19 protein-coding genes and 1 tRNA gene are annotated in these 22,999 nt (G+C 71.3%); 13 read left to right on the forward strand and 7 right to left on the reverse strand.

Annotated features, from left to right (window positions below; all coding sequences use genetic code 11):
* Positions 1-118: 118 nt before the first annotated feature.
* Positions 119-925 carry a 3-methyl-2-oxobutanoate hydroxymethyltransferase gene (gene panB, locus BM286_RS01705; RefSeq protein WP_092919840.1) on the forward strand — a complete coding sequence of 269 codons (807 nt, stop codon included), beginning with the start codon at positions 119-121 and terminating at the stop codon, positions 923-925.
* Positions 926-976: 51 nt separating this feature from the next.
* Here panB and BM286_RS01710 read toward each other — a convergent pair whose 3' ends face one another.
* From BM286_RS01710 to BM286_RS01725, 4 genes are all read right to left on the reverse strand, one after another.
* Positions 977-1,855, reverse strand: coding sequence for a CPBP family intramembrane glutamic endopeptidase (locus BM286_RS01710; protein ID WP_092919842.1), 879 nt, complete (start codon positions 1,853-1,855; stop codon positions 977-979).
* 116 nt (positions 1,856-1,971) lie between these two features.
* On the reverse strand, positions 1,972-2,562 hold the full coding sequence (locus BM286_RS01715; RefSeq protein WP_092919844.1) for an NUDIX hydrolase: 591 nt from the start codon (positions 2,560-2,562) through the stop codon (positions 1,972-1,974).
* A gap of 91 nt (positions 2,563-2,653) precedes the next feature.
* Positions 2,654-3,088, reverse strand: a complete 435-nt coding sequence (locus BM286_RS01720) for a hypothetical protein (protein ID WP_092919846.1) — start codon at positions 3,086-3,088, stop codon at positions 2,654-2,656.
* 65 nt (positions 3,089-3,153) lie between these two features.
* Complete coding sequence (locus BM286_RS01725; RefSeq protein WP_092919848.1) at positions 3,154-4,617, reverse strand: DNA polymerase Y family protein; 1,464 nt, start codon at positions 4,615-4,617, stop codon at positions 3,154-3,156.
* 156 nt (positions 4,618-4,773) lie between these two features.
* On the opposite strand from BM286_RS01725, the gene BM286_RS01730 reads away from it, so the two are divergent.
* The 4 genes from BM286_RS01730 to BM286_RS01745 all read left to right on the forward strand — a co-directional run bounded on the left by BM286_RS01730 (position 4,774) and on the right by BM286_RS01745 (position 9,083).
* Positions 4,774-6,555, forward strand: coding sequence for a hybrid sensor histidine kinase/response regulator (locus BM286_RS01730; protein WP_092919850.1), 1,782 nt, complete (start codon positions 4,774-4,776; stop codon positions 6,553-6,555).
* Between the two features lie 98 nt (positions 6,556-6,653).
* Entirely contained in the window at positions 6,654-7,970 is a 1,317-nt protein-coding gene (locus tag BM286_RS01735; protein ID WP_092919852.1) for an MFS transporter, read from the forward strand.
* A 66-nt stretch (positions 7,971-8,036) separates the two neighbouring features.
* A complete protein-coding gene (locus tag BM286_RS01740) occupies positions 8,037-8,315 on the forward strand; it encodes a zinc ribbon domain-containing protein (protein ID WP_092919854.1) in 279 nt (92 codons plus the stop codon).
* Between the two features lie 87 nt (positions 8,316-8,402).
* On the forward strand, positions 8,403-9,083 hold the full coding sequence (locus BM286_RS01745; RefSeq protein WP_092919856.1) for a phosphate ABC transporter permease: 681 nt from the start codon (positions 8,403-8,405) through the stop codon (positions 9,081-9,083).
* A 21-nt stretch (positions 9,084-9,104) separates the two neighbouring features.
* Here the strand turns inward: BM286_RS01745 and BM286_RS01750 are convergent, their stop codons facing one another.
* Positions 9,105-9,962, reverse strand: a complete 858-nt coding sequence (locus tag BM286_RS01750; protein ID WP_092919858.1) for a 3-hydroxyacyl-CoA dehydrogenase family protein — start codon at positions 9,960-9,962, stop codon at positions 9,105-9,107.
* Positions 9,963-10,172: 210 nt separating this feature from the next.
* Between BM286_RS01750 and BM286_RS01755 the strand changes: the two genes are divergently transcribed.
* The 6 genes from BM286_RS01755 to gfo6 all read left to right on the forward strand — a co-directional run bounded on the left by BM286_RS01755 (position 10,173) and on the right by gfo6 (position 19,566).
* Positions 10,173-10,976 carry a class I fructose-bisphosphate aldolase gene (locus BM286_RS01755; RefSeq protein WP_092919860.1) on the forward strand — a complete coding sequence of 268 codons (804 nt, stop codon included), beginning with the start codon at positions 10,173-10,175 and terminating at the stop codon, positions 10,974-10,976.
* On the forward strand, positions 10,976-11,902 hold the full coding sequence (locus BM286_RS01760; protein WP_092919862.1) for a class 1 fructose-bisphosphatase: 927 nt from the start codon (positions 10,976-10,978) through the stop codon (positions 11,900-11,902). Before BM286_RS01755 ends, BM286_RS01760 begins: the two co-directional genes overlap by 1 nt.
* A 108-nt stretch (positions 11,903-12,010) precedes the next feature.
* Positions 12,011-13,831 (forward strand): acyl-CoA carboxylase subunit beta, encoded by a 1,821-nt coding sequence (locus tag BM286_RS01765; protein ID WP_092919864.1) that lies wholly within the window; start codon positions 12,011-12,013, stop codon positions 13,829-13,831.
* 230 nt (positions 13,832-14,061) lie between these two features.
* A complete protein-coding gene (locus BM286_RS01770) occupies positions 14,062-15,942 on the forward strand; it encodes a pentapeptide repeat-containing protein (protein ID WP_092919866.1) in 1,881 nt (626 codons plus the stop codon).
* Positions 15,943-16,001: 59 nt separating this feature from the next.
* Positions 16,002-18,398, forward strand: coding sequence for a TIM-barrel domain-containing protein (locus BM286_RS01775; RefSeq protein WP_092919868.1), 2,397 nt, complete (start codon positions 16,002-16,004; stop codon positions 18,396-18,398).
* 73 nt (positions 18,399-18,471) lie between these two features.
* A complete protein-coding gene (gfo6, locus tag BM286_RS01780) occupies positions 18,472-19,566 on the forward strand; it encodes a D-xylose 1-dehydrogenase Gfo6 (protein ID WP_092919870.1) in 1,095 nt (364 codons plus the stop codon).
* A gap of 12 nt (positions 19,567-19,578) precedes the next feature.
* Here the strand turns inward: gfo6 and BM286_RS01785 are convergent, their stop codons facing one another.
* Together BM286_RS01785 and BM286_RS01790 are read right to left on the reverse strand one after the other, a co-directional pair.
* Complete coding sequence (locus BM286_RS01785) at positions 19,579-20,421, reverse strand: aldo/keto reductase (protein ID WP_092919872.1); 843 nt, start codon at positions 20,419-20,421, stop codon at positions 19,579-19,581.
* Positions 20,422-21,157: 736 nt separating this feature from the next.
* Positions 21,158-21,228 (reverse strand) — tRNA-Gly (locus BM286_RS01790).
* 107 nt (positions 21,229-21,335) lie between these two features.
* Here BM286_RS01790 and BM286_RS01795 point away from each other — a divergent pair.
* Positions 21,336-22,616 carry a PQQ-dependent sugar dehydrogenase gene (locus tag BM286_RS01795; protein WP_092919873.1) on the forward strand — a complete coding sequence of 427 codons (1,281 nt, stop codon included), beginning with the start codon at positions 21,336-21,338 and terminating at the stop codon, positions 22,614-22,616.
* Between the two features lie 105 nt (positions 22,617-22,721).
* Complete coding sequence (locus BM286_RS01800; RefSeq protein WP_092919874.1) at positions 22,722-22,994, forward strand: hypothetical protein; 273 nt, start codon at positions 22,722-22,724, stop codon at positions 22,992-22,994.
* The last annotated feature ends 5 nt before the right edge of the window (positions 22,995-22,999 follow it).

A 22,999-nucleotide genomic window follows, 5' to 3' on the forward strand; every position in this document is an offset into this window, starting at 1 on the left:
GGTGAAGCGGCAAATCGGTGGCGGTCGGCCCGCGGCGACGGTCTGCTCGCGGCGGCCTCGCCGTGTCGGCTTTCCGGTTCCCGACGATTTTACCACGCGGCGCGGGTGACTCGGAGGTATGACCACGACGCGGGGACTCCGGGAGGGCGACGATCCGATCACGATGCTCACCGCCTACGACGCCCCGACGGCGGCGGTCGTCGACGAGGCCGGGATCGATATCGCCCTCGTCGGTGACAGCATGGGCAACGCCGCCCTCGGCTACGACTCCACGCTCCCCGTGACGTTCGACGAGGTCGCGAGCCGGACCGCGGCGGTCGCGCGCGCGACGGAGGACGCCCTCGTCGTCGCCGACATGCCGTTCCTCTCGTTCGGCGTCGACGAGGCCGACTCCGTCCGCAACGCCGGCCGCCTGCTGAAGGAGGCGAACGCCGACGCGGTGAAGATCGAGAGCGGCCCGCACACGGTCGAGACCACCCGCCGCATGACCGAGGTCGGGATCCCGGTCATGGCGCACCTCGGCTTGACCCCACAGCACGTGAACCGGCTCGGCGGCTACACCCGACAGGGGACCGAGCAGGAGGCCGCCGAGGAGATAATCGAGCTGGCGGGCGACCACGCCGACGCCGGCGCGTTCGCGCTCGTGTTGGAACACGTCCCCGCGAACCTCGCGGGCGCGGTGACGGAGGCGCTCGATATCCCGACGATCGGCATCGGTGCGGGGCCCGACTGCGACGGCCAGGTCCTCGTGATCAACGACGCGGTCGGCCTCGGGGAGTGGTCGCCGCCGTTCGCGAGGCGGTTCGGGGACGTGCGCGGGGAGATGGTCGACGCCGTCGAGGCGTACCGGGAGGCCGTGACGACCGGCGAGTTCCCGGCCGAGGAACACTCGCACGTCGAGGAGGATCTGGAGGACCTGTACTGACGGGCGCGGCCGGCCGGGCCCGACCCCGTCGCACCCGTTCCTCCCGCGTTCTTAAATCGGAACGAATCCGAGGACCGCCGGCAGGTCGCTCGGGTCCATCCGGGTCACGGTGACGTAGAGGACGGTGAAGATCACGGCGTTGTGGAGGCCGTGGAGCAGCGCGGGGACGACGAGGTTCTCGGTGTACTCGTACACCGCGCCGAACACCAGGCTCGGCACGAAGAGGATGGAGACGGTCGTCAGCCGCGCGGAGAGGCCGCCGGTCAGCGCCATCAGGTGGATCGTGGCGAAGATGGCGGCAGAGAGGAGTATCGACGGGGCCGCCGGCAGCGACTCGCGGAGTCGTCCCTGAACGACCCCGCGGTAGAGTATCTCCTCGCAGGGGCCGATGACGAGGAACGAGGCCGCGATGAAAAGCGGGATGATAGACGGGTTTCCCATCGCTAGTTCGGCGCTCTGGTTCGCCGCGGTCTCCGTGCCGAGCAGCTGGACGACAGTCGAGACCGCGAGGATCAGAACGAGGATCACGACCCAGCTGCCGAGGACGATCCCGACCTCCCTGAGGCTCGGCACCCGGACGCCGAGGTACGAGACGATCTCCTCGCGGTCGAGGCCGCGCCACGCGAGGTAGCCGACCGCGAGCCCGCCGAACGCGACGTACTGGCCGAATACCAGCGTGAGAACGACGCTCGCTGCGAGCGAGAGGCCGCCGGCCACCGCGTCGATCGCGAGGACGGCCACGCCGCTCGCGAGCGCGATGACCGGGCCGAGGACGCCGAGGACTAGGGCGGTCGCGATCGCGATGCCCGGCGACCCGCCGGTCCCCCCTGAACCGTCCGCGTCGTCGGAGGCGGGGTCCGGGTCGACGTCGTCGAACTCGTCGTGAACCCCGCCGTCCGGGGTCGGGTCGCCGCTGGAGGGATCTGCCATCGCTCCGAGTACGACCCGCCCGGCAAAATGATTGTCCGTCTCGGAAGCCGCGGGGGAAATGGTTGTCCGCGTCGGAAGCCGCGCGGACGGGGCCCTCGCGGGCGTCCGAGCGCCGGTCACCGGTGGAGCAGCTCGTACCACAGCACCGCGGTGACTGCCCGGCCGTCGCGCAGGCCGTCGTCGACGACCGCGGCGAGCAGGTCGTCGTACGGCACCGTCTCGACCGCGATCGACTCGTTGTGGTCGAGGTCGCGGTCGGCGGTCGGCTCGCAGCCGGTCGCCAGCACGTGGTGGTGGACCGCGTTCGCCATCCCGTTGGTCGGCTCGACGGTCGTCAGCCGCTCGAACGAGTCGGCCTCGTACCCCGTCTCCTCGGCGAGTTCCCGGGCCGCGGCGCGCTCGATCGCGTCGTCGGTCGCCCCGCCGTCCGCGCTCTCGGCCCCCTCGTCCGTCGGCTCCATCGTCCCCGCCGGAATCCCGCGGTTCACCCGGCCGACGGCCTGCCGCCACTCGTCGATGACGACGGCGTCGCCGTCGGGCGTCAGCGGCAGCACCACGACCGCCGGCGGCTCGTCGACGTAGTGGAACCCGTCGGTCTCGCCGTCCGGGAACCGCACCTCGTCGCGTCGCACGTCGAAGCCGGGGCAGGCGTAGTCGACGGCCGAGTCGAGCGTCTCCCACGCGAGGTCGGGGGCTGCGTCGTCCATGGGTCGCGGTCGTCGCTCGGGGCGTAAATACCCCGCCGTCGCGCGCCCCGACGCCGGTCACGCGTCCGGTTCGGTCACGCGGCCGGTTCGGTCACGCGGCCCGGACGCGACCGACCGCGAGGCGGCCGACCGTCCCGACGACCCACGCGAGCGTCCCCAGGGCGAGCGCGGCGGCGGCGAGGACGGCGAGCCCGTCGACCCCGAGGAGGGCGACGAACCGCTCGCCGGGCGACCGACCGGAGAGGCCCAGGAGGTAGTGGTCGACGCGGTGTCCGAGGAGCGCGGCGTAGACGGTCGCCCACGAGGCGACCAGTCCGCTCCGCCGGGCCGCGAGCGCGGCGGCCGCGAGCATCCCCGCGACCGTCGCGTCTCCGGGGAGGACGATCACGCCGCCGGTGACCTCGAAGAGCCCGACCGCGTAGGCGGCGAAGACGAGCGCGAAGCACAGCGCTGGCGCGGCGAGCCGCGGGTCGGGACGCGGGCGGTCGCGGTCGGTTCCGAGGAGGAGCGCGCGGCGGGATGGCACGCGAGGACCGTCCGCGCCGCGGCAGAAAAACCTCGGGGCTCGCGGCCGGCGCCGTCTCGGCGCGGTCAGTCCCAGTCGCCGAGCGTCGCCTGCCCCTCGTCGGCGTCCCGGCGGTCGCGCCCGCCGGTCGGCCCGTCTCCGTCGCCGCGGTCCGGCGGCCCGTCGACCCAGTCGGTGAGCTTCCCGCCGTCGGGGCCGCCGCGGGCCTCCGGCGCGGCCTCCCGGTCCCGTCCGTCGCCCCCGTCGCCGCCGCCGGCGTCGAACCCGCCGAGCGTCGCCTGGTCGGTCTCCGCGAAGTCCAGCTTGGAGACGCGGACGCCCAGCTTGCGGACCCGGGCGTCGTCGAACTCCGCCAGCAGGTCGAGCGCCACCTCCTCGACGAGGTCCGGGTCGTCGACGGGGCCGGGGAGGCTCCGCGCACGGGTGTTGACGTCGAACGGGGGCTCGACCGCCTTGATCCCGATGGTGCGGTAGAGGCAGCCGCGCTCACGGGCGCGGCGGGCCACGTCCGCGGCGAGCGCGGAGACGGTCTCCCGCTTCGTCGACTCGTCGGCGGTCGTCGGCAGCGCCGACTCGCGCGAGAGGCTCTTCGGGAGGCCGGTCGGCGTCACCTCGCGGTCGTCGTCGCCGGCGGCGCGCCGGGAGAGCTCCGGACCGCGCTCGCCCAGCGCGTCGGCGAGTCGATCGCGGTCGGCGGCCGCCAGGTCGCCCGCGGTGTCGATCCCCAGCTCCGACAGGGTCTCCTCGGTCACGGGACCGACGCCGTGAACGTCAGCGGTCGGCAGCGGCGCGAGGAACTCCGCGACGGACCCCGGCGGGACGACGACGAGTCCGTCGGGCTTGTCGGCGTCGCTGGCGACCTTCGCGGCCGACATGTTCGGCGCGACGCCGACGCTCGCCGGCACGCCCGCCTCCCGCTCGATCCGGTCTTTCACGTGGCGGGCGTACCCCTCGGCGAGCGTCCGCGCCTCGGCGGGGCCGGCGGCGCCGCTCGGCGGCGGGTCGGCGGGGTCGTCGTCGCCGTCGGCCGGGTTCCCACCGCCCCCCGCGGCCGCCCACGAGGTCCGGTCCGTGACGTCGAGGTACGCCTCGTCGATGCTCACCTCGCGGCGGGTGTCGGCGCAGTCGCGCAGGACCGCCTTCACCTCGGCCGCCACGTCCTCGTAGAAGTCGAGGTCGACGGGGACGTACCGCCCCGTCTCCTCGGGGTCCGGAGCGTCGGGGTCGTCCGGGTCGGCGTCGGCGCGGCGGGGGAGCAGCGCTAACGCCTCCGAGACGGGCATCGCGCTCTCGACGCCGAACTCGCGGGCCTCGTAGCTCGCGGTCGCGACCGCGCCGATCGACTCGCCCGGCTCGTACCCCATTCCGACCACGACGGGCTCGCCGTCGAGGTCGTCGTGGCGCAGCCGCTCGCAGGAGGCGTAAAAACAGTCCATGTCGACGTGGCAGACGACGCGGTCGGGCGCGTCGTCCCCCTCGTCGCCGGCGCCCGGGAGCGTCTCCCCGGCGACGGGCGTCCCGCCGGTCATCGCGTTCGGCTCCGCGCCCCGGGCCCTTAAGAATCAGCCACGCGCGCCGGAAGTGGTCTCGGTCCGCCGTCGCCCTCGATTCCGGTCCCGGACTCGGATCCAGATCCGATAGCCGGGGCGGTAGTCGTTTATTCCGTGCGTCCGTACCACGCCGGTATGCCCGGAGCGATCGACGTGCTACACGTCGACGACGACCCGTCGGTCCTCGACCTCGCGGAGGCGTACTTCGAGCGGGAGCTCGACTCGGTGGCGGTGACGACCGTGACCGACCCGGAGACGGCGCTGGAGCGGCTCGACGAGACCCGGTTCGACTGTATCGTCAGCGACTACGACATGCCCGCGATGGACGGACTGGAGTTCTTCGAGGCGCTGCGCGAGCGTCACCAGCGGGTTCCGTTCGTGCTGTACACCGGCAAGGGATCCGAGGAGATCGCGAGTCAGGCGCTCAACGCCGGCGTCACCGGGTACTTCCAGAAGGGCGGGCCCGAGCAGCTCCGCCGGCTCGCGAACCGCGTCGACCAGGCCGTCGACGAGTACCGGACGAAGGAGATCGCCGACCGCTACTCGACCGTCATCGAGGCGCTCGGCTACCCCGTCTACGTCGTCGACGAGACCGGCGTCTTCCGGTTCGTCAACGAGCCGTTCGCCGAGCTCACCGGCTACGACCGCGAGGAGATCGTCGGGGAGACGCCCGGGTTCATCAAGGACGACGCGGCGGTTCAGGAGGCGGAGGACCGGCTCGGCACGATCCTCTCCGACTCCGGGCCCGACGTCCAGCACTTCGCCGTGGACATCGTCCCGAAGGAGGGGGAGCCGATCCCCTGCCGCGACCACATGGCCGCGCTGCCGTACGAGGGCGACTCGTTCGACGGCAGCGTCGGCATCCTCCGCGACGTCTCCGACGAGCGCGAGCGCCGCGAGGAGCTGGAGACGAAGACGCGCGCGCTCGACGAGGCGCCCGTCGGGATCACCATCACCGACCCCGCGCAGGCGGACAACCCGATGGTGTACGTCAACGACCGGTTCGTCGACATGACCGGGTACGGTCGCGACGAGTCGCTCGGCGTCAACTGCCGGTTCCTCCAGGGGCCGGACACCGAGGCGGAGTCGGTTCAGGCCCTCCGGAACGCGATCGACGCCGAGGAGTCGACGAGCGTCGAGCTGTTGAACTACCGGAAGGACGGGACGGAGTTCTGGAACCGGGTGAGCATCGCCCCCATCTGCGACGCGGACGGCACCGTCACGCACTGGGTCGGCTTCCAGGAGGACATCACGGCGTTCAAGGAGCGCGAGGCCGCCCTCGAACGACAGAACGACCGGCTCGACTCCTTCGCCAGCATCGTTTCACACGACCTGCGAAACCCCCTCAACGTCGCGCAGGGGCGCGTCCAACTGGCGAAGGACGCCTCCGACGACGCGAACCTCGACGCCGCCCTCGACGCGCTCGACCGGATGGAGTCGATCGTCGAGCGCACGCTCGCGCTCGCCCGCGAGGGCGAGACGGTCGGCGACCCGGGGCACGTCGCGCTCGCGGATGTCGTCAGCGACAGCTGGTCGACGGTCGACACCGCGTCGGCGACGCTCTCGGTCGAGACCGAGCGCGAGGTACTCGCGGACCCGGACCGCCTCCGGAACCTCTTCGAGAACCTGATGCGCAACGCGGTCGACCACGCCGGATCGGACGTGTCGCTCCGCGTCGGCGACCTCCCGGACGGCTTCTTCGTCGAGGACGACGGGCCGGGCATCGACCCGGCCGTCGCTGACTCCCTCTTCGAACCCGGCGAGAGCGGAACCGCGGGCAACACCGGGTTCGGCCTCGCGATCGTCAAAGAGATCGCCACCGCGCACGGCTGGACCGTCGAGGCGACGACCGGCGAGGACGGCGGCGCGCGCTTCGAGGTCCGCGGGATCGACAGGCGGATGCCGGCGGCCCGCTGAATCCCCCGGCTCCGGTCGACCGGAATCCGCTCCGACGGAACCGGATCGACTCCCCCCGTTCACAAGCGCCTTTATCCTCCGCTCCGAACGGCGAGTGAATGGGATCGCTCTCCGGAATCGCCGAGACCGACCGTCGCGTGATCGTGTTGGCGCTCGCGCGGATGGTCGGCGCGGCCGGGAACTCCTTTCTCATCGTCGTCCTCCCGCTGTACATCACCAGCGACGTCGTCGACATCGAGGGGTTACTCGGGACCGAGGTCGGGATCGGCGCGGCCGCGGTCACCCTGACCCAACCGCTGCTCATCGGGATCGTCCTCTCGCTGTTCGGTTTCCTCAACAGCCTCTCGCAGCCGTTCACGGGGCGACTCTCCGACCGCGTCGGTGCGCGGCGCCCCTTCGTCCTCGCCGGCATCCTCCTCTTGGGCACCGCCAGCGGGCTCTACACGATCGCCACGAGCTACCCGGCGCTGGTCGCGCTGCGCGCGGTCCAGGGACTCGGCGCGGCGCTCATCATCCCCGCGACGGTCGCCCTGGTCAACGAGTACGCCGCGGGCGACGCCGACCGCGGCGGGAACTTCGGGGTGTACAACACGTTCCGGCTCATCGGGTTCGGCTTCGGTCCGGTGCTCGCGGGCGCGGTGGTGTCGGGCGGCCCGTACGACCTCTCCGCGGTCGGGCTCCCGGTCCTCGACGGGTTCGACGCGGCCTTCGTCGCGGCCTGCGCGGGGGCGTACCTCAGCTTCACGCTCGTGTTCCTGCTCGTCCGCGACGCCGACGTGGAGGGCGAGGCGGGCGACGACGTCTCGATCCGGGTCCGCGGCGAGGACCGCCTGCTCGACCCCGTGTTCACGCTGGGGCTCGCGACCGTCGCGATGGGCGCCTGTATCGCGCTGTTCGCGACGCTCCAGAACCAGGTGAACGTCCGGCTCGACCAGGCCCCCATCTGGTTCGGCGCCCAGTTCGCGGCCGTGACGATCGCCAACGTGATCTTCCAGGTCCCGGTGGGGCGCGCCAGCGACCGGATCGGTCGCCGGCCGTTCCTCCTCGCCGGATTCGTCCTCCTGATCCCGACGACCTTCCTCCAAGGGGTCGTGACGGAGCCGGCGCTGATGATGCTCGTCCGGCTCGGGCAAGGGATCGCGGTCGCGTGCGTGTTCGCCCCGTCGCTCGCGCTCGCCGGCGACCTCGCCCGCGAGGGCGAGTCCGGCACTACCCTCTCCGTGCTCACGATGGGCTTCGGCTTCGGCGTCGCCTTGGGGCCGCTGGCGTCCGGCTGGCTCTACGGCTTCGGCTTCGTCGTCCCCTTCGCCGTCGGGGCCGCGGCCGCCGCGCTCGGCCTCGTCGCGGTGTTCACGCAGGTGGAGGAGACGCTCGACGTCGGCGACGAGCCGAGCGCGGCGGCGGGCGCGGACTGAAGCGAGGGCGGGCACCGACCGGCCGCGGGCGCGCGTCTTTTCCCGGCCGCGGCCGAAGCGCCTCGCGTGTCGAGCGACCGCCTCCGCTGCGTCGAGTGCCGGGAGCCGATCCCCGCCGGCGCGCGGATCTGCCCGCACTGCCGGAGCATCCAGCCCTCGCCGCTGCTCGACGTCGGCGTGGTCGTCGCGGGCGCCTTCGCGCTGCTTTTCGGCGTCGTCCTCGCGGTGATGACCGTCGGGGCGAGCCGCCTCCTCGGACTCGTCCTGCTCGTCGTCGGGTTCGGCCTCGCCGTCGGCGGCTGCGCGCGGTACGTCGACCGGCGGGCGGCGGCACGGGCCCGGTGAGTGCCTCTCAGGCTCGACGGCGCCGCCCGCGTTTCCCGTCGTCTCGGTCGCGACAATTTAAGTGCCAGCGCGCGCCACGATACGCACATGCTCACCCCACTCAACGGCGGGCTGGTCCTCGCGGGGCTCGCGCTCGCGTTCGTCGGCGCGGCGGTCTCCGTCTACGCGGTGACGCTGACGGGGCTGCTCGTCGGCGCCGGCGCGGGCTACCTGTTCGCGCCGAACGTCGTCGGCCTGGTCGCGGTCAACGGGGCCGTCCTGACCGCCGGCGTCGTCGCGGTCGGCGGCCTCCTCGGCGGGTTCTTGGCCTACGCCGGGCTCTCGTTCGCGGTGCTGGGAATCGGGGCCGTCGTCGGCGGGTTCGCCGGTCGGTTCGCGGTGGGCCCCTTCTACGCGGCGGACGCGACGGGGATCGAGGGGACGGCGCTGCTCGTCGGCGCGACGCTGGCGGGCGTCGCGGTCGGCGCGCTGTTCGGGTTCGTCCTCACCCGGACGACGCTCGTGGTCTCGACCGCGCTCATCGGCGCGGCGTTCGCCTCCCGGTCGCTCACCCCGGCGAGCTTCGAGACCGCCGCGGCGGAGACGACCGTCCAGCCGCTCCTCTTCGACCTCTCCGCGCCCGCGTTCCTCGCGGTGTTCGTCCTCGGGACGCTCTCGCAGCTCGGCCTGTTCAAGTTCGGCTACGTGACGAAGCTGGTCGGGCTCCTGCCCGGCGCGCGCCGGTGGACGGCCGGCGACGACCGCGACGCGGACGCGGACGCGGCCTGACTCCTCTCGTCCCCCGGCGGCTCACTCGTACTCGTAGAAGCCGCGACCGGTCTTCTTGCCGAGGTCGCCGGCCTCCACCTTGCGCTTGAGGAGGTAGGCGGGCTTGTAGCGGTCGCCGAGCTCCTCGTGGAGCGTCTCGCTGGCGTCGAGCGCTACGTCGAGGCCGATGTGGTCCGCGAGTTCGAGCGGCCCCATCGGGACGTTCGTACCGAGCTTCATCCCGCGGTCGATGTCGGTCTTCTCGGCGACGCCCTCGTCGTACGCGCGGATCCCCTCGTTTATCCACGGCATCAGGATGCGGTTGGTGACGAAGCCGGGCTTGTCGTCGGCCTCCCACGTCTCCTTGCCGAGGTCCTCGGCGAACGAGTGGGCGAAGTCGACGACTTCGGGGTCGGTGCGCTCGCCGACCACGACCTCGACGCCGTCCATGATCGGGACGGGGTTCATGAAGTGGAGGCCGACCACGTCGCTCGCGCGGTCGGTCGCGCTCGCGATCGTCGTGATCGACAGGGTGGAGGTGTTCGTCGCGAGGACCGCGTCGTCGTCGGTGACGCGGTCGAGGTCCTCGAACACGTCGCGTTTCACGTCGAGGTCCTCGATCACGGCCTCGACCGCGACGTCGGCGTCGGCGAGGTCGTTGAGGTCGGTCGTGCCCGCGATTCGGTCGCGGATCGCGTCCGGCTCCTCGTCGAGCGCGTCCTTCCCGGCCAGCCGGTCGAGGCTGTCGGCGACGCTGTCGAGGCCGCGCTCGACGTACTCGGTCTCGACGTCCCGCATCACCACGTCGTAGCCCGCGGTCGCCGCGACCTGCGCGATGCCGTTGCCCATCGTCCCGGCGCCGACGACGCCGACGACGTCGACCTCGGAGAGTGCTCGCATGCGAACCGCTGCCGCGTCGTGGGTGGTAAGTATTGCGGAAGCCGGGCCCGAGCGTCCCGCCCGATAAATTAACAATTCGAGTAGTAACTGTCGGGTCCGTTCGATCGCTCGGCACTCGCCTCGAAACGCCGTTCAGACGGCCGCTCAGATTCTTTACGTCCGGTAAAACGACCATAGCTCTTTTTACATATGTAACTGAAATACGAACTGATGCTTCCTCACGCCGCCGACGACATCTCGCGCGACGGCAAGTCGCTCATCTTAGCGTACGACCACGGGATCGAACACGGGCCGGTGGACTTCGAGCCGAATCCGGACACGGCGGACCCGGAACGGATCTTCGAGCTCGCCACCCACGAGGCGGTCACCTCGCTGGCCGTCCAGAAGGGGCTCGCGGAGGCGTACTACCCCGACTACGAGGACGAGGTCAACCTCCTGTTGAAGCTCAACGGGACCTCGAACCTCTGGATGGGAGAGCCGGACAGCGCGGTCAACTGTACGCCGGAGTACGCGGCCGAGCTGGGCGCGGACGCGATCGGGTTCACCGTCTACGCCGGCTCGAACCACGAGGTCGAGATGGCCGAGGAGTTCCGCGAGGCCCAGGAGGGCGCCCGCGAACGCGGGATGGGCGTCGTCATGTGGTCGTACCCGCGCGGACAGGGGCTGCGCAACGACGGGAGTCCGGACGTGATCTCGTACGGCGCGCGGCTCGGCTTAGAGCTCGGCGCCGACGTGGTGAAGGTGAAGTACCCCGGCTCCGCCGAGGCGATGGGCGACGCAGTCGAGATGGCCGGCCCCGCGGACGTCGTGATGTCCGGCGGAACGATGCGCGACGACGAGGCGTTCCTCCGGAACGTCTCGAACGCCATCGACGCGGGCGCCACCGGCATCGCCGTCGGCCGCAACGTCTTCCAGCGCGACGAGCCCGAGCGCATCCTCGACGCGTTAGAGGCCGTGATCTTCGAGGAAGTCGACCCGGCCGAGGCGCTGGCCGTCGCCGAGAGCGCCGACTGATGTCCGACCCTACCCCCCGCGGCGACGGCGGCTCCGCCGACCCGGTCGTCGACCCCGTCTTCGACGCGGTCGCGGCGACGGCCCCGGAGATCCGCGCCGCGCTCCCCGGCCGCCGCGTCGAGAGCGGGACGGAGAACGCCTCCGGCGAATCGGTGCTGGCGGGCGACCTCTACGCCGACGAGCTGCTCGGCGACGCGATCACCGCGGTCGACGGCGTCGGCTCGTTCGTCAGCGAGGAGCGCGAGTCGGCGGTCGACGCGGGCGGCGCGGTCGGGAGCGGGCCGGACGACGCCTACGCGGTCGCGATCGACCCCCTCGACGGCTCCTCGAACCTCCGGTCGAACAACGCGATGGGCACGGTCGTCGGGATCTACGACGCCCCGCTGCCGGCGAGCGGTCGCGACCTCGTCGCCGCCGGCTACGTCCTCTACGGCCCGATCACGACGATGGTCGTCGCGGACGAGACGGGCGTCCGCGAGGAGGTCGTCGAGCGCACGTCCGACGGCGACGGGGTCGAGCGCTCGGTCGTCGAGGCCGACCTGACGCTCCCGGAGACGCCGACCGTCTACGGGTTCGGCGGTCGCGTCCCCGACTGGACCGCGGAGTTCCGGGCGTACGCCCGGGCGATCGAAGACAGCCTGAAGCTCCGCTACGGCGGCGCGATGGTCGGCGACGTGAACCAGGTGCTCACTTACGGGGGCGTGTTCGCGTACCCCGCGCTCCGGAGCGCGCCCGAGGGGAAACTCCGCCTCCAGTTCGAGGCGAATCCGATCGCGTACGTCATCGAGCGCGCGGGCGGCGCCTCCTCGGACGGGACCGGCTCGATCCTCGACGTCGAGCCCGAGGCGGTCCACCAGCGCACGCCGCTGTACGTCGGCAACGAGGCGCTGATCGAGCGGCTGGAGGCGGCCGTCGACGCGGACTGAGGGAGGGAGCCGTTTCGCGGAGCGGACGGTTGCGTCCCGCCGTCGCCGGCGCGACCGCGCCGGTCTCGCATGGAAAACTGTTTAGGATCCACCGCAAATCTTGCGTCCATGAATGTCCACGTCGGCGCGGCGGCGACCCCCGAGGAGGCCGAGGCGATCGCGAAGTCGCTGGCGGAACATCTCGGCGTCGGCGTCGACGTCCACGTCGGGGACGAGGAGACGCCGGCCGCGACCGCAGCGCCGCCGGAACCGAGCTATCCGCTCGACGACGACCTCGGCCCCACGGACCGCGAGCGCGATCTCCGAGCCGAGATCGACGACATCCTGAAGGGCGGGCCGGAGAAGTACCGCGACCGCCTCTCCGAACAGGGGAAGCTGTTCGTCCGCGACCGCCTCGACCTCTGGTTCGGCGGCGAGGACGGCACCCGCGGCGCCGGCGACGCGAGCGCGCTCGACGGCGAGCCGGCAGGGGTGAAGTTCGAGGACGGGAAGTTCGCGGCGTTCGACGACTGGCACCCGGACGCGCCCGGACGCGGCGATGACGCGGACGGGAAGGACGATGCGGGCGACGGCGACCGCCTCCCCGGCGACGGGCTACTGACGGGCGCCGCCGAGTTCGAGGGGCGCGACGTCCACTTCATGGCCAACGACTTCACGGTGAAGGCGGGGTCGATGGCGTCGAAGGGCGTCGAGAAGTTCCTCCGGATGCAGCAGCGCGCACTGAAGACGGGGAATCCGGTCCTCTACCTGATGGACTCCTCCGGGGGGCGGATCGACCAGCAGACCGGCTTCTTCGCCAACCGCGAGGGGATCGGGAAGTACTACTACAACCACTCGATGCTGTCGGGGGCGGTCCCGCAGATCTGCGTCCTCTACGGCCCCTGTATCGCCGGCGCCGCTTACACGCCCGTCTTCGCGGACTTCACGGTGATGGTCGAGGGGATGTCCGCGATGGCGATCGCCTCGCCGCGGATGGTGGAGATGGTCACCGGCGAGGAGATCGAGATGGACGAGCTCGGCGGGCCGCGGATCCACGCCGAGGAGTCCGGCTCCGCCGACCTCGTCGCCCGCGACGAGGAACACGCCCGCGAACTGGTCGCGGACCTGATCGGGTACCTCCCGGATCGGGCCGGCGAGAAGCCCCCGAAACGGGAGACGAAGCCGCCGAAGTTCTCGCCGGCGGGGATCGACGAGCTGATCCCGGAGTCGCCGAACCGCGCGTACGACGCCCGCGACCTGCTCGACCGGATCGCCGACGCCGAGTCGGTGTTCGAGCTGAAGGAGGGGTACGGGCCGGAGATCGTCACGGCGTTCTGCCGGATCGACGGGCGGCCGGTCGGCGTCGTCGCCAACCAGCCGACCGAGCGGTCGGGCGCCATCTTCCCGGACGCCGCGGAGAAGGCCGCCGAGTTCATCTGGACCTGCGACGCCTACGAGATCCCCCTGTTGTACCTCTGTGACACGCCCGGCTTCATGGCCGGGTCGGGCGTCGAGAAGGACGCCATCTTAGAGAAGGGGAAGAAGATGATCTACGCCACCTCCTCGGCGACGGTGCCGAAACAGACCGTCGTCGTCCGGAAGGCGTACGGCGCGGGCATCTACGCGATGGGCGGCCCCGCCTACGACCCTGAGAGCGTTATCGGGCTCCCCTCCGGCGAGATCGGTATCATGGGGCCGGAGGCCGCGATCAACGCCGTCTACGCCCGGAAGCTCGCCGAGATCGACGACCCCGAGGAGCGCGCGGCCGAGGAGGATCGCCTCCGCGAGGAGTACCGCGAGGGGATCGACGTCCACCGGATGGCGAGCGAGGTGGTCATCGACGAGATCGTTCCGCCCTCCGACCTCCGCGCCGAACTGGCCGCCCGGTTCGACTTCTACGAGGACGTTCGGAAGGACCTGCCGGACAAAAAGCACGGGACCGTCCTCTGACGCCCCGAACCACGGCGCCGCGATCAGTTCGCCGCCGCGCGCCCCGAGGACCCTCGAACCCGAGCCCGACCGCCAGTCCGGTCCGAGGAGCGCGCCGACGCACGCCGTCGACCACGAGGCCGTTGAGAGACCGACGGCTGAGGCGGGTTTCCGGCCGAAATGACGGTCTCCGCGTTCCGGCGCTCGCGGCCGCAGTAGTTTTAATATCAACGTCGAAATACGACTGACCCGTGACACTCCGAGTGAACGGGAGCTGCCGGTTCCGCTTTCCGGTGCCCGACTACGAGGCGGCGTTCCCGTGGCTTGACTCCCCCCCGAAGTGGCGCCTCGGGAGCGCCGATGCGGGGTCCGGCGTCGAGGACGGCGCCTGGCACTGCCCCCACGAGGCGTACGGCGACCGCGACCGGTGTCTCTTCCACCTCGACCCCGACGAGCGGCCGCCGAGCGACCGCGCGAACGTCTCCGTCCGACTCGTCGAGACCGTCGCGGCGGCGAACGAGGAGAGCGACCCGGTCGTCAGCCGGCGGCGCTGCCAGTTCGTCGGCGCGAAGTTTCCGACGCTCGACCTCGAACAGCGCGAGATCGGCGGCGGGAGCCGGGAGACGATCGACTTCAGACACGCGGAGTTCGGCGCCGTCGTCTGTCGGAAGACCGAGTTCGCGCAGCCGGTCGACTTCTCCGGCGCGACGTTCGACCCCGGGGCCGCGCCGCCGGCCGACCCCGGCACCGACGTCCTCGACCCGACCCTGGAGAGCGTCCCCTTCGGGATCGACTTCAGCCGCGCGACGTTCTCGGACTTCCTCGAACTCAAGAGCGCGCTGTTCCGCCGACCGGCGCTGTTCCGCGAGGCGCAGTTCGACAGGGCCGTCAGCGCCGGTCACGCCCGGTTCCTGGATCACGCCTCCTTCCTCGCGGCCGACTTCGACGACCTGGCGATGTTCAACGACGCCCTGTTCCGCCGCGACGCCCGCTTCCAAGCCGCCCGGTTCTTCGACCTCGCGGACTTCAAGCGCGCGTGCTTCGGCGGTCGAGTCAACTTCGACAGGGTGCTCTGCGAGGGCGACCTCGAAGTCGACGAGTCGGACTTCGTCGAGCCGCCCCCCGACGGCCCCGTCCGGTCGACCCCGGCGTTCAGGGGGTCGCTGAGCGCGGACATGGCGGTCGTGACCGGTCGCCTCTCGCTCAACCGCGTCGCCGTCGTCGACGACGTTCGGGTCCGGGACGCGGAGCTGTCGCGGATCCGGTTCGAGTCGCCGGACACCGGCGGGGAGACCGGGTACGTCGACCTGAGTCGCTCGACCGTGAACCGGGGGACGCTCGGGCAGCCCGCCGCCGAGGGAGAGATGCTGTACGACCTGTACCGGGCGACGCTGGGCGACGTCAAGTTCAGCGGCGACGCCGACGAGCTCCTCTCCACCCGGATTCGGATCCTCCGGACGCGCTACGACGGGTTCGACTTCACCGACGAGGACTCCGTCGACCTCTCTCGCGTCGACAACTGGATCCACCGGTTCGAGGTCGACCCGATGGCGCTCCCCTGCTACTGCGGTGACGGGCCCGAACACGTCGGACGCTACATCATCGACGACGCGGTCTGCCCGCGTCACGACCGGGAGTCCGACAACGCCGCGCTCCAGGCGACGTACGCGTACGCGAAAAACGGCGCGGACGAGGCCGGGGACAACGTCAGCGCCGGGGCGTTCTTCTACCGCGAGATGCGGTTCAACCGGGCGGAGTACTTCGACAACGCGCTGCGCGGCGACGCCGAGTCCGGCGTCCTCGGCCGAGTCAGGAACGGCTCTCGGTGGACCCGGTCGTGGTTGCTCGCGGCCTCGACGGGCTACGGTGAACTGCCGTATCGGGTGGTCGTCACGTCGTTGGCACTCATCGGCGGCTTCGGGTACGTCTACTGGAACTGGTCCGGCCTCGCCGCTGAACAGGGCCCGGTCGAGGCGCTGATCTTCTCGTTCCAGTCGTTCATCTCGTTCGTGCTCGGCCCCCCGGGGACGACGACGCTGGTCCAGGAGATCCTCTCGGCGGTGGAGGGGTTCGTCGGAGCGTTCCTGATCGCGCTGTTCGTGTTCACGTTCACCCGCCGCATTCACCGCTGACGACGCCGCTTCCGGCGTGACCACCACAAAAAAGAGCCTGGCTTTCGTACGCGGTTCCAATGGTGACTCACCTCGTCTCCGCCGTCGACTCCTACTCCCTCTCCGACGACGCCGTCGAACTCCGCTGCCGACTCGAGACTCCCGGGACCGAGACGACCCCCGACGAGGACCGAACCGTCCCGGTCCGGATCCGGTTTTTCGCGCCCGACGTGTTCCGGTTCGAGATGCTCTCGACGCCGGAGAACCCGACCTCGGAGTCCCCGATCTCGTACGATCTCGACGCCGTCACGCGTCCGGTCTCGCTGTCCGCGAGCGAGCGTGACGGGACGCTCCGGGTCGAGACGTCGGCGCTTTCGGTGCGGATCGGCCTGGGGGAGTGGTCCTTCGAGGTCCGCGCGGACGGCGATCGACTCCTCCGCGAGCGCCGCGACGACCGCACCGCCAAGGGCGAGCGACGGACGCAGCCGCTGCGGTTCGTCGAGGAGGAGGTCAACCGCTGGCCGCTCCGGGTGACCGAGACGGGGACGGCGTTCGGCCTGGGCCCGGACGAGCGCCTCTTCGGCCTGGGCGAGAAGTTCACGGACCTCGACAAGCGCGGACAGGCGATCGAGTCGTGGGTGACCCAGCCGAACGGGACCGAGACCGAGTTCGCGCACAAGAACGTCCCGCTGTACCTCTCGACACGCGGATACGGGCTCCTAGCCGACACCGCCCGCAAGACCACCTTCGACTTCGGGGCGTCCTCCTCCGGGACCATCGACCTCCGCGTGGAGGGCGACGCCCTGCGGTTCTTCTTTTTCACCGGCGACCGGCTGAAGGAGCTGCTCCGACAGTACACCGCGCTCACCGGACGCCCGCACCGCCCGGAGCGGTGGACGTTCGGCCTGTGGATGTCGCGGCTCAGCTACCAGTCCCGGTCGGAGCTCGAGTCGGTGGCCGACGCCCTCAGGGAGCGGGAGATCCCCTGCGACGTGCTCCACGTCGACCCGTACTGGATGGACATCGAGAGCATCTGCGACCTGGAGTGGGACGAGGAGGCGTTCCCGGCCCCCGAGGCGATGATCGAGTCGCTCTCCGACCGCGGCTTCAAGCTCTCCCTCTGGGAGTACCCGTACGTCCGGGTCGATTCACCGCTGTTCGAGGAGTTCGCCGACCGCGGGTTCTTCGTCGAGGACGGGGCCGGAGACCCGTACGTCCTCTCGCGGCTCAGCGTCGACGACCGCGGCGGTATCGTCGACTTTACCGATCCCGACGCCCGGGAGTGGTGGTCGGACCGGCACCGGGAGCTGGCCGAGTCGGGCGTCGACGTGTTCAAGCTCGACTTCGGGGAGTACCTCCCGCGGGACGCCGTGTTGAGCAACGGGAAGACCGGCGCGGCGATGCGGAACCGCTACCCGCGGCTGTACTACGAAACGGTTCAGAACGCGCTCCGCGAGGCCGGGCGGGACCGGCCGACGCTGTGGGTCCGCTCCGGCTGGATCGGCGACCAGGAGTTCCCGATACACTGGGGCGGCGACCCCGACACGACCTTCGAGGCGATGGCGGCGAACCTCCGGGGAGGACTCAGCCTCGCGCTCTCGGGGTACTCCTTCTGGGCCACTGACATCGGCGGTTTCCGCGGCGAGCCCACGCCGGAACTGTACGTCCGCTGGGCCCAGTGGGGACTGTTGGGGACCAGCCACGCCCGCTTCCACGGGACGACGCCCCGGGAACCGTGGCACTTCGGCGAGGAGGCGGAGGCGATCGTTCGCGACTACGCGAAGGAGCGCTACCGCCTCCTCCCGTACCTGTACTCGTACGCCGAACGGGCCGCCAGGACGGGTCTCCCGGTGATGCGGCCGCTGGTGCTCGAGTTCGAGGACGACCCGGCCGCGGCGGGCGTCGACACGCAGCTCCTCCTGGGAGAGGAGATCCTGGTCGCCCCGATACTGCGTCCGGGCGGCCGACGGGAGGTGTACCTCCCCGAGGGGGAGTGGGTCGACTACTGGTCCGGCGCGCGGCACGAGGGCGGACGCTCGATCGACGTCGACGTTCCGCTCGACACGATGCCGGTGTACGTCCGCGCTGGCAGCGTCGTTCCGTACCGTCCGTGGACGCAGCACCTCGACGGCGATCCCGGACCGATCCACCTCCGGGTCGAGTTCGGCTCCCGGGGCGAGACCTCCGGCCCCCGCGAGGCGACGTTCGAGTACTTCGACGAGTCCGCCGACGAGTTCGTCCCCGTCGCGGCGGCTCACGAGACCGCGGCCGACTCGGTGACGCTCGACGTTCCGGGAGGCGTCGCGTCCGCCCGCCTGCGGCGCTTCGACGATCCGCCGGCGTCGCTCGCGGTCAACGGCGACTCGTACGAGCGCGTCGCCGGCGATCCCGGCCCCGGCGAGTGGACGCACGCCGACGGCGACGGCGCCGTCCGCGTCGTCATCGCGGCGACGGACGGCGAGAACCCCCTGCCGTGACCCTCGCGCCCCCGGAGCGCTCTCGCGCGCTCGTCGCCGTGGTTATTTGACGCCCGCGCGCCGAGGGTCCGGTATGGAAGCCGCCTTCGCGGAGTACCTCGACGAGTTCACGCGCCGAGACTGGGAGACGCTCGACCCGAACGCCGTCACCGACCCCGTCCGGGTCGCGGTGGTCGGCCTCGGCTGGTTCGCCCGCGAGTGGGCGCTGCCCGGCATCGAGCGGTCGGCGTACACCGAGGCGACCGTCGTCACCGACGTCGACGCCGACGCCGTCGAGGCGGTCGCCGCCGAGCGCGACGTGACGGGCGTCACGCCCGACGAGCTCCGATCGGGCGCCGCCGCGGACGCGTACGACGCGGTGTACGTCGCGACGCCCAACGCGACCCACCTTGAGTACGTCGAGGCCGCCGCGGCGCAGGGGAAGGCCGTCCTCTGTGAGAAGCCGCTGGAAGTGACGCCGGACCGCGCCCGTCGGCTCGTGGGCGCGTGCCGCGACGCCGGCGTCCCCCTGATGGTCGGCTATCGGATGCAGACCGACCCCGCCGTCCGGCGGCTCCGCGACCTCCTCGACGCGGGCGTCGCGGGCGAGGTGATCCACGTCCACGCGACGATGTCGCAGACGATGCTCGGGGAGCTCGGCGGCGACCACGACCAGTGGCGGCTCGACCCCGATCTCTCCGGCGGCTGCGCCGTCATGGACCTGGGCGTCTACCCGCTCAACACGACGCGGTTCGTCCTCGGCGAGGACCCGATTCGGGTGTCCGGGCGGACCCGCTCGGAGCACGAGGCGTTCGCCGACGTCGACGAGCACGCCACCTTCCGGCTGGAGTTCCCCGGCGACGTCGACGCGCTGTGTACGGTGAGCCAGAACGCCCAGCACGCGAGCCGGCTGGAGGTCACCGGGACGGACGCTCGGCTACTTCTGGACCCGGCCTTCTACGAGCGGGAGGACCGCGGGTTCGCGGTCGTCCGCGACGGCACGCGGGTCGACGTCGAGTTTGATCAGGTCCACCAGATCGAAGCGGAGTTCGCGTACTTCGGCCACCAGCTGCTGGCGGGCGAGCCGTTTCACGCCGACGGCGAGCACGCGCTCACGGACATGCGCGCGCTCGACGCCGTCTACGAGTCCGCCGAGACGGGGGAGCCGGTCGACCTCGGCGGCGACTGACTCCGCTTCGGATCACTGTTCGATCCCGTACACGTCGCTCGTCCAGTCGCGGGCCGGGGTGTCGTACACCGGCGCGTCGCGGTCGCGCTCGTCGAGGCGCCGCCGGTCGGCCGCGTCGAGCTCCCAGTCCGTCTCGGCGTTGGCCCGGACGTGGTCCGGGGTCGACGACCGCGGGAGCGGGACGACGCCGCGGTCGAGCGCCCACCGGATCACGATCTGCGCGGGGTGTTTATCGTACTTCTCGGCCAGCTCGGCGACGACCTCGTCGCCGAACACGTCCGTCCGCGCGAGCGGCGCCGCCGCCTCGATCACGGTGTCGGTCTCGCGGCAGTAGTCGACGAGGTCCGGCCGCTGGAACCACGGGTGGAACTCGATCTGGTTGACCGCGATCGGCACGTCCGAGACGTGGTGCGCGCAGCTCAGCTGGTACGCGCTGAAGTTCGAGACGCCCACGTCCCGGACGAGCCCGCGCTCGCGAAGCTCCGCCATCGCCCGGAGCGTCTCGCGCAGCGAGATTGCGGGGTTCGGCCAGTGGATGAGGTATAAATCGAGGTAGTCGGTGCCGAGCCGGTCGAGCGACGCCTCGCAGGACGCGATCACGGACTCGTAGTTGAGGTTCTTCGCGAGCACCTTCGAGGTGAGGAAGACGTCCTCGCGGTCGACGTCGCTCGCCGCGAGCGCGTCGCCGACGGCCGCCTCGTTGTGATACCCCTCGGCCGTGTCGACGTGCGCGTAGCCGGCGTCGAGCGCCGCGCGCACGCTGTCGGCCGTCTGTTCGTCCGTGAGGTCGTACGTGCCCAGTCCGAGCGCCGGCAGCTCCGCGCCGCTCGGGAGCGTCTTCGTTGGTACGGTCACACCCGGGGGTTCGCCGGATCGACGATTGAAACTACCGGTCGGGGAACCGTGTCCCTCCGAGAACGACCGTGTCCCTCCGAAAACGATGCCGTGGCGCGCGCCCGTGAGCGCCCGCCGGGCGCGAACGGCGCGTGCGAGGGAGTCGCGAACGAAGTGAGCGACGAGGCTGGGGAGGCGTGAGGTGCGGTCGCTGTGCGGTGTGGGGCGGGACGCGAAGGGGCAGCCGCGAGGTGTGCGCAGATGACGTACGCACCGCAGAGAGCGAGCGGAGTGAGCGACCGAGGAGCACAGCGAGTGTGCGCCCGCCTCGCGGCCGGGGCTTTGAGAGCGGTCCGAGCGGAAGCAACTGGGTATTGCCGAGCGGTCGGGGCTTCGGAGGTGTTCGCCCCGATCCGCCATCCGGTTATCAATCGCCGATGGCGTTCGCATCTCGCTCGGTGATTTCGCTGACTTCGTTCACGAGATGTACCGGCCGAGACTCCCGCGAGCACAGCGAGCTGGAGTCAGGCCGGTGGATCTCCGAGCGCAGCGAGAAGATACACCGGCCGAGATTTGAACTCAGAATCAGACGTGCTCGCTCACGGCTCGCTTCGCTCGCCGTTCGCTGCGCGCGACTGATAGCGTTCAAATCTCGCGGAGATTTCTCTCACTACGTTCGAGAAATGCACCGGCCGAGACTCCCGCGAGCGCAGCGAGCGGGAGTCAGGCCGGTGGATCTTCGAGCGCAGCGAGAAGATGCACCGGCCGAGATTTGAACTCGGGTTGCAACCATGGCAAGGTTGCGTGATACCACTACACTACCGGTGCGTGCTTCGCATTCGATCGTAGCCCGGGTCGGAGATATAAGGGTTCCGAACGACGGTCGGCGGAAGGGTCATCGGCGTCGCGTCCCCACACGCAACCGTACCCGAACGATGGCCGACTCCCCCGACCGCATCGACAGACGCACCGCCCTCCGCGCGGCTGGCGGCCTCGCCGGGACTGCTGCCCTCCCGACGCTCTCCGGCTGTCTCGGCGGCGAGAGCGACGGCGGCGACGGATCCGACGGCGACGACGCCCCGCCGGACGACGGCGCCGACGTGAACTACGCCGTCGAGACCGTCGCGGAGGGGTTCACGAACCCGTGGGGGCTCGCGTTCCTCCCGGCCGACGGCCGCCTGCTCGTCACCGAGCGCCCGGGGCGGCTCTCGCTCGTCGATCCCGCGGACGGGACGGTCGAGGCGGTCGCGGGCGCGCCCGACGTGTTCGCGGAGGGCCAGGGCGGCCTGCTCGACGTCGCGGTCCACCCCGACTACCCGGACGACCCGCGCGTGTACCTGACATATTCGGCGAGCGCCGCGGACAGCCCGGCCGGCGACGGGGCGGACGGCGCGACGACCCACGTCGGCGTCGGTCGGCTCTCGCTCGACGGCGACGGGGCGCCCGCGCTCGACGGCTTCGAGGCGCTGTTCGTCGCGGAGCCGTTCCGCGACACGGACCTCCACTTCGGCTCGCGGGCGGCGTTCGGCCCCGACGGCGCGCTGTTCGTCACGGTCGGCGACCGGCGCGACACCGACTTCGGGCCCGATCACGTCTCGCAGGACCGCTCGAACGAGCTGGGCGCTACCCTCCGCCTGACCCCTGACGGCGACGCGCACCCGGACAACCCCTTCGCTGACGACCCGAGCGCGGCCGACGCGTTGTACAGCTACGGGCATCGGAACCCGCAGGCGATGGCGGTCCGCCCGGGGACGGGCGCGGTCTGGCAGTGCGAGCACGGGGAGGAGGACGGCGACGAGATCAACGTGATCGAGCGCGGCGGCAACTACGGGTGGCCGATCGCGAGCGAGGCGTGCCGCTACGGGACCGACGACCCCGTCGCGCCGGGCCACGACGAGCGCGACGGCGTGATCGCGCCGGTCCACTACTGGCCCTGCGGTTCCGAGGGATTCCCGCCGAGCGGCGCGGCCTTCTACGACGGCGACGCGTTTCCCGAGTGGCGCGGTGACCTCTTCGCGGGCACGCTCGCGGCGCAGTACCTCGGGCGGTTCACGGTCGACGGCGACGGCCTCGACGCGACCGTGACCGAGCGCGAACCGCTGCTCGACGACCGGGGATGGCGGATGCGCGCCGTCGCGGTCGAACCGGGCACCGGTCACCTCTACGTCGCGGTCGACGCGGCCGACGCGCCCGTGGTGCGGCTGGTCCCCGAGTGAATCGGACGCGCCCGCCTCGGCTACTCAAACGGATTTACGTAGCGCGGCTTACAAAAACATCGTTCAGATTACATTTATCCCCGAACGGCGCCTCCGATCGGGTACATGCGACCCGATCGACTACCGACGCAACGCGACGCACCGACACCCCCGCTCGACCCGCCGCTGACGGCGCGCGGGACGGCGTTGCTGACCGCACTCCTGGCGGCGGTCCTCGTCGTCGCCTCGCACCCGATCCCGAGCGCGGCGTTCGTCGCGGGCGTCCTCGCGGCGCGGTGCGGCGTCCGGGCCTTCGCTCGGCGGCTCCGGCCCGGAGCGATCCGCCGTCGCCTCGCGCCGGTGTGCGTCCCCGGGACGAACGTCTGTCTCGGCGCGTGAGACGG

Origin of the sequence: Halorubrum sodomense (assembly GCF_900111935.1) — an archaeon.
Taxonomy (GTDB): domain Archaea; phylum Halobacteriota; class Halobacteria; order Halobacteriales; family Haloferacaceae; genus Halorubrum; species Halorubrum sodomense.

Bases quoted from the DNA above. Each gene is read 5' to 3' on its own strand.
- BM286_RS01725 (WP_092919848.1), bottom strand. From the start codon at position 4,617: ATGACCGGCGGGACGCCCGTCGCCGGGGAGACGCTCCCGGGCGCCGGC.
- BM286_RS01775 (WP_092919868.1), top strand. From the start codon at position 16,002: ATGGTGACTCACCTCGTCTCCGCCGTCGACTCCTACTCCCTCTCCGAC.
- BM286_RS01760 (WP_092919862.1), top strand. From the start codon at position 10,976: ATGTCCGACCCTACCCCCCGCGGCGACGGCGGCTCCGCCGACCCGGTC.
- BM286_RS01800 (WP_092919874.1), top strand. From the start codon at position 22,722: ATGCGACCCGATCGACTACCGACGCAACGCGACGCACCGACACCCCCG.
- gfo6 (WP_092919870.1), top strand. From the start codon at position 18,472: ATGGAAGCCGCCTTCGCGGAGTACCTCGACGAGTTCACGCGCCGAGAC.
- panB (WP_092919840.1), top strand. From the start codon at position 119: ATGACCACGACGCGGGGACTCCGGGAGGGCGACGATCCGATCACGATG.
- BM286_RS01730 (WP_092919850.1), top strand. From the start codon at position 4,774: ATGCCCGGAGCGATCGACGTGCTACACGTCGACGACGACCCGTCGGTC.
- BM286_RS01750 (WP_092919858.1), bottom strand. From the start codon at position 9,962: ATGCGAGCACTCTCCGAGGTCGACGTCGTCGGCGTCGTCGGCGCCGGG.
- BM286_RS01735 (WP_092919852.1), top strand. From the start codon at position 6,654: ATGGGATCGCTCTCCGGAATCGCCGAGACCGACCGTCGCGTGATCGTG.
- BM286_RS01745 (WP_092919856.1), top strand. From the start codon at position 8,403: ATGCTCACCCCACTCAACGGCGGGCTGGTCCTCGCGGGGCTCGCGCTC.
- BM286_RS01795 (WP_092919873.1), top strand. From the start codon at position 21,336: ATGGCCGACTCCCCCGACCGCATCGACAGACGCACCGCCCTCCGCGCG.
- BM286_RS01715 (WP_092919844.1), bottom strand. From the start codon at position 2,562: ATGGACGACGCAGCCCCCGACCTCGCGTGGGAGACGCTCGACTCGGCC.
- BM286_RS01765 (WP_092919864.1), top strand. From the start codon at position 12,011: ATGAATGTCCACGTCGGCGCGGCGGCGACCCCCGAGGAGGCCGAGGCG.
- BM286_RS01710 (WP_092919842.1), bottom strand. From the start codon at position 1,855: ATGGCAGATCCCTCCAGCGGCGACCCGACCCCGGACGGCGGGGTTCAC.
- BM286_RS01755 (WP_092919860.1), top strand. From the start codon at position 10,173: ATGCTTCCTCACGCCGCCGACGACATCTCGCGCGACGGCAAGTCGCTC.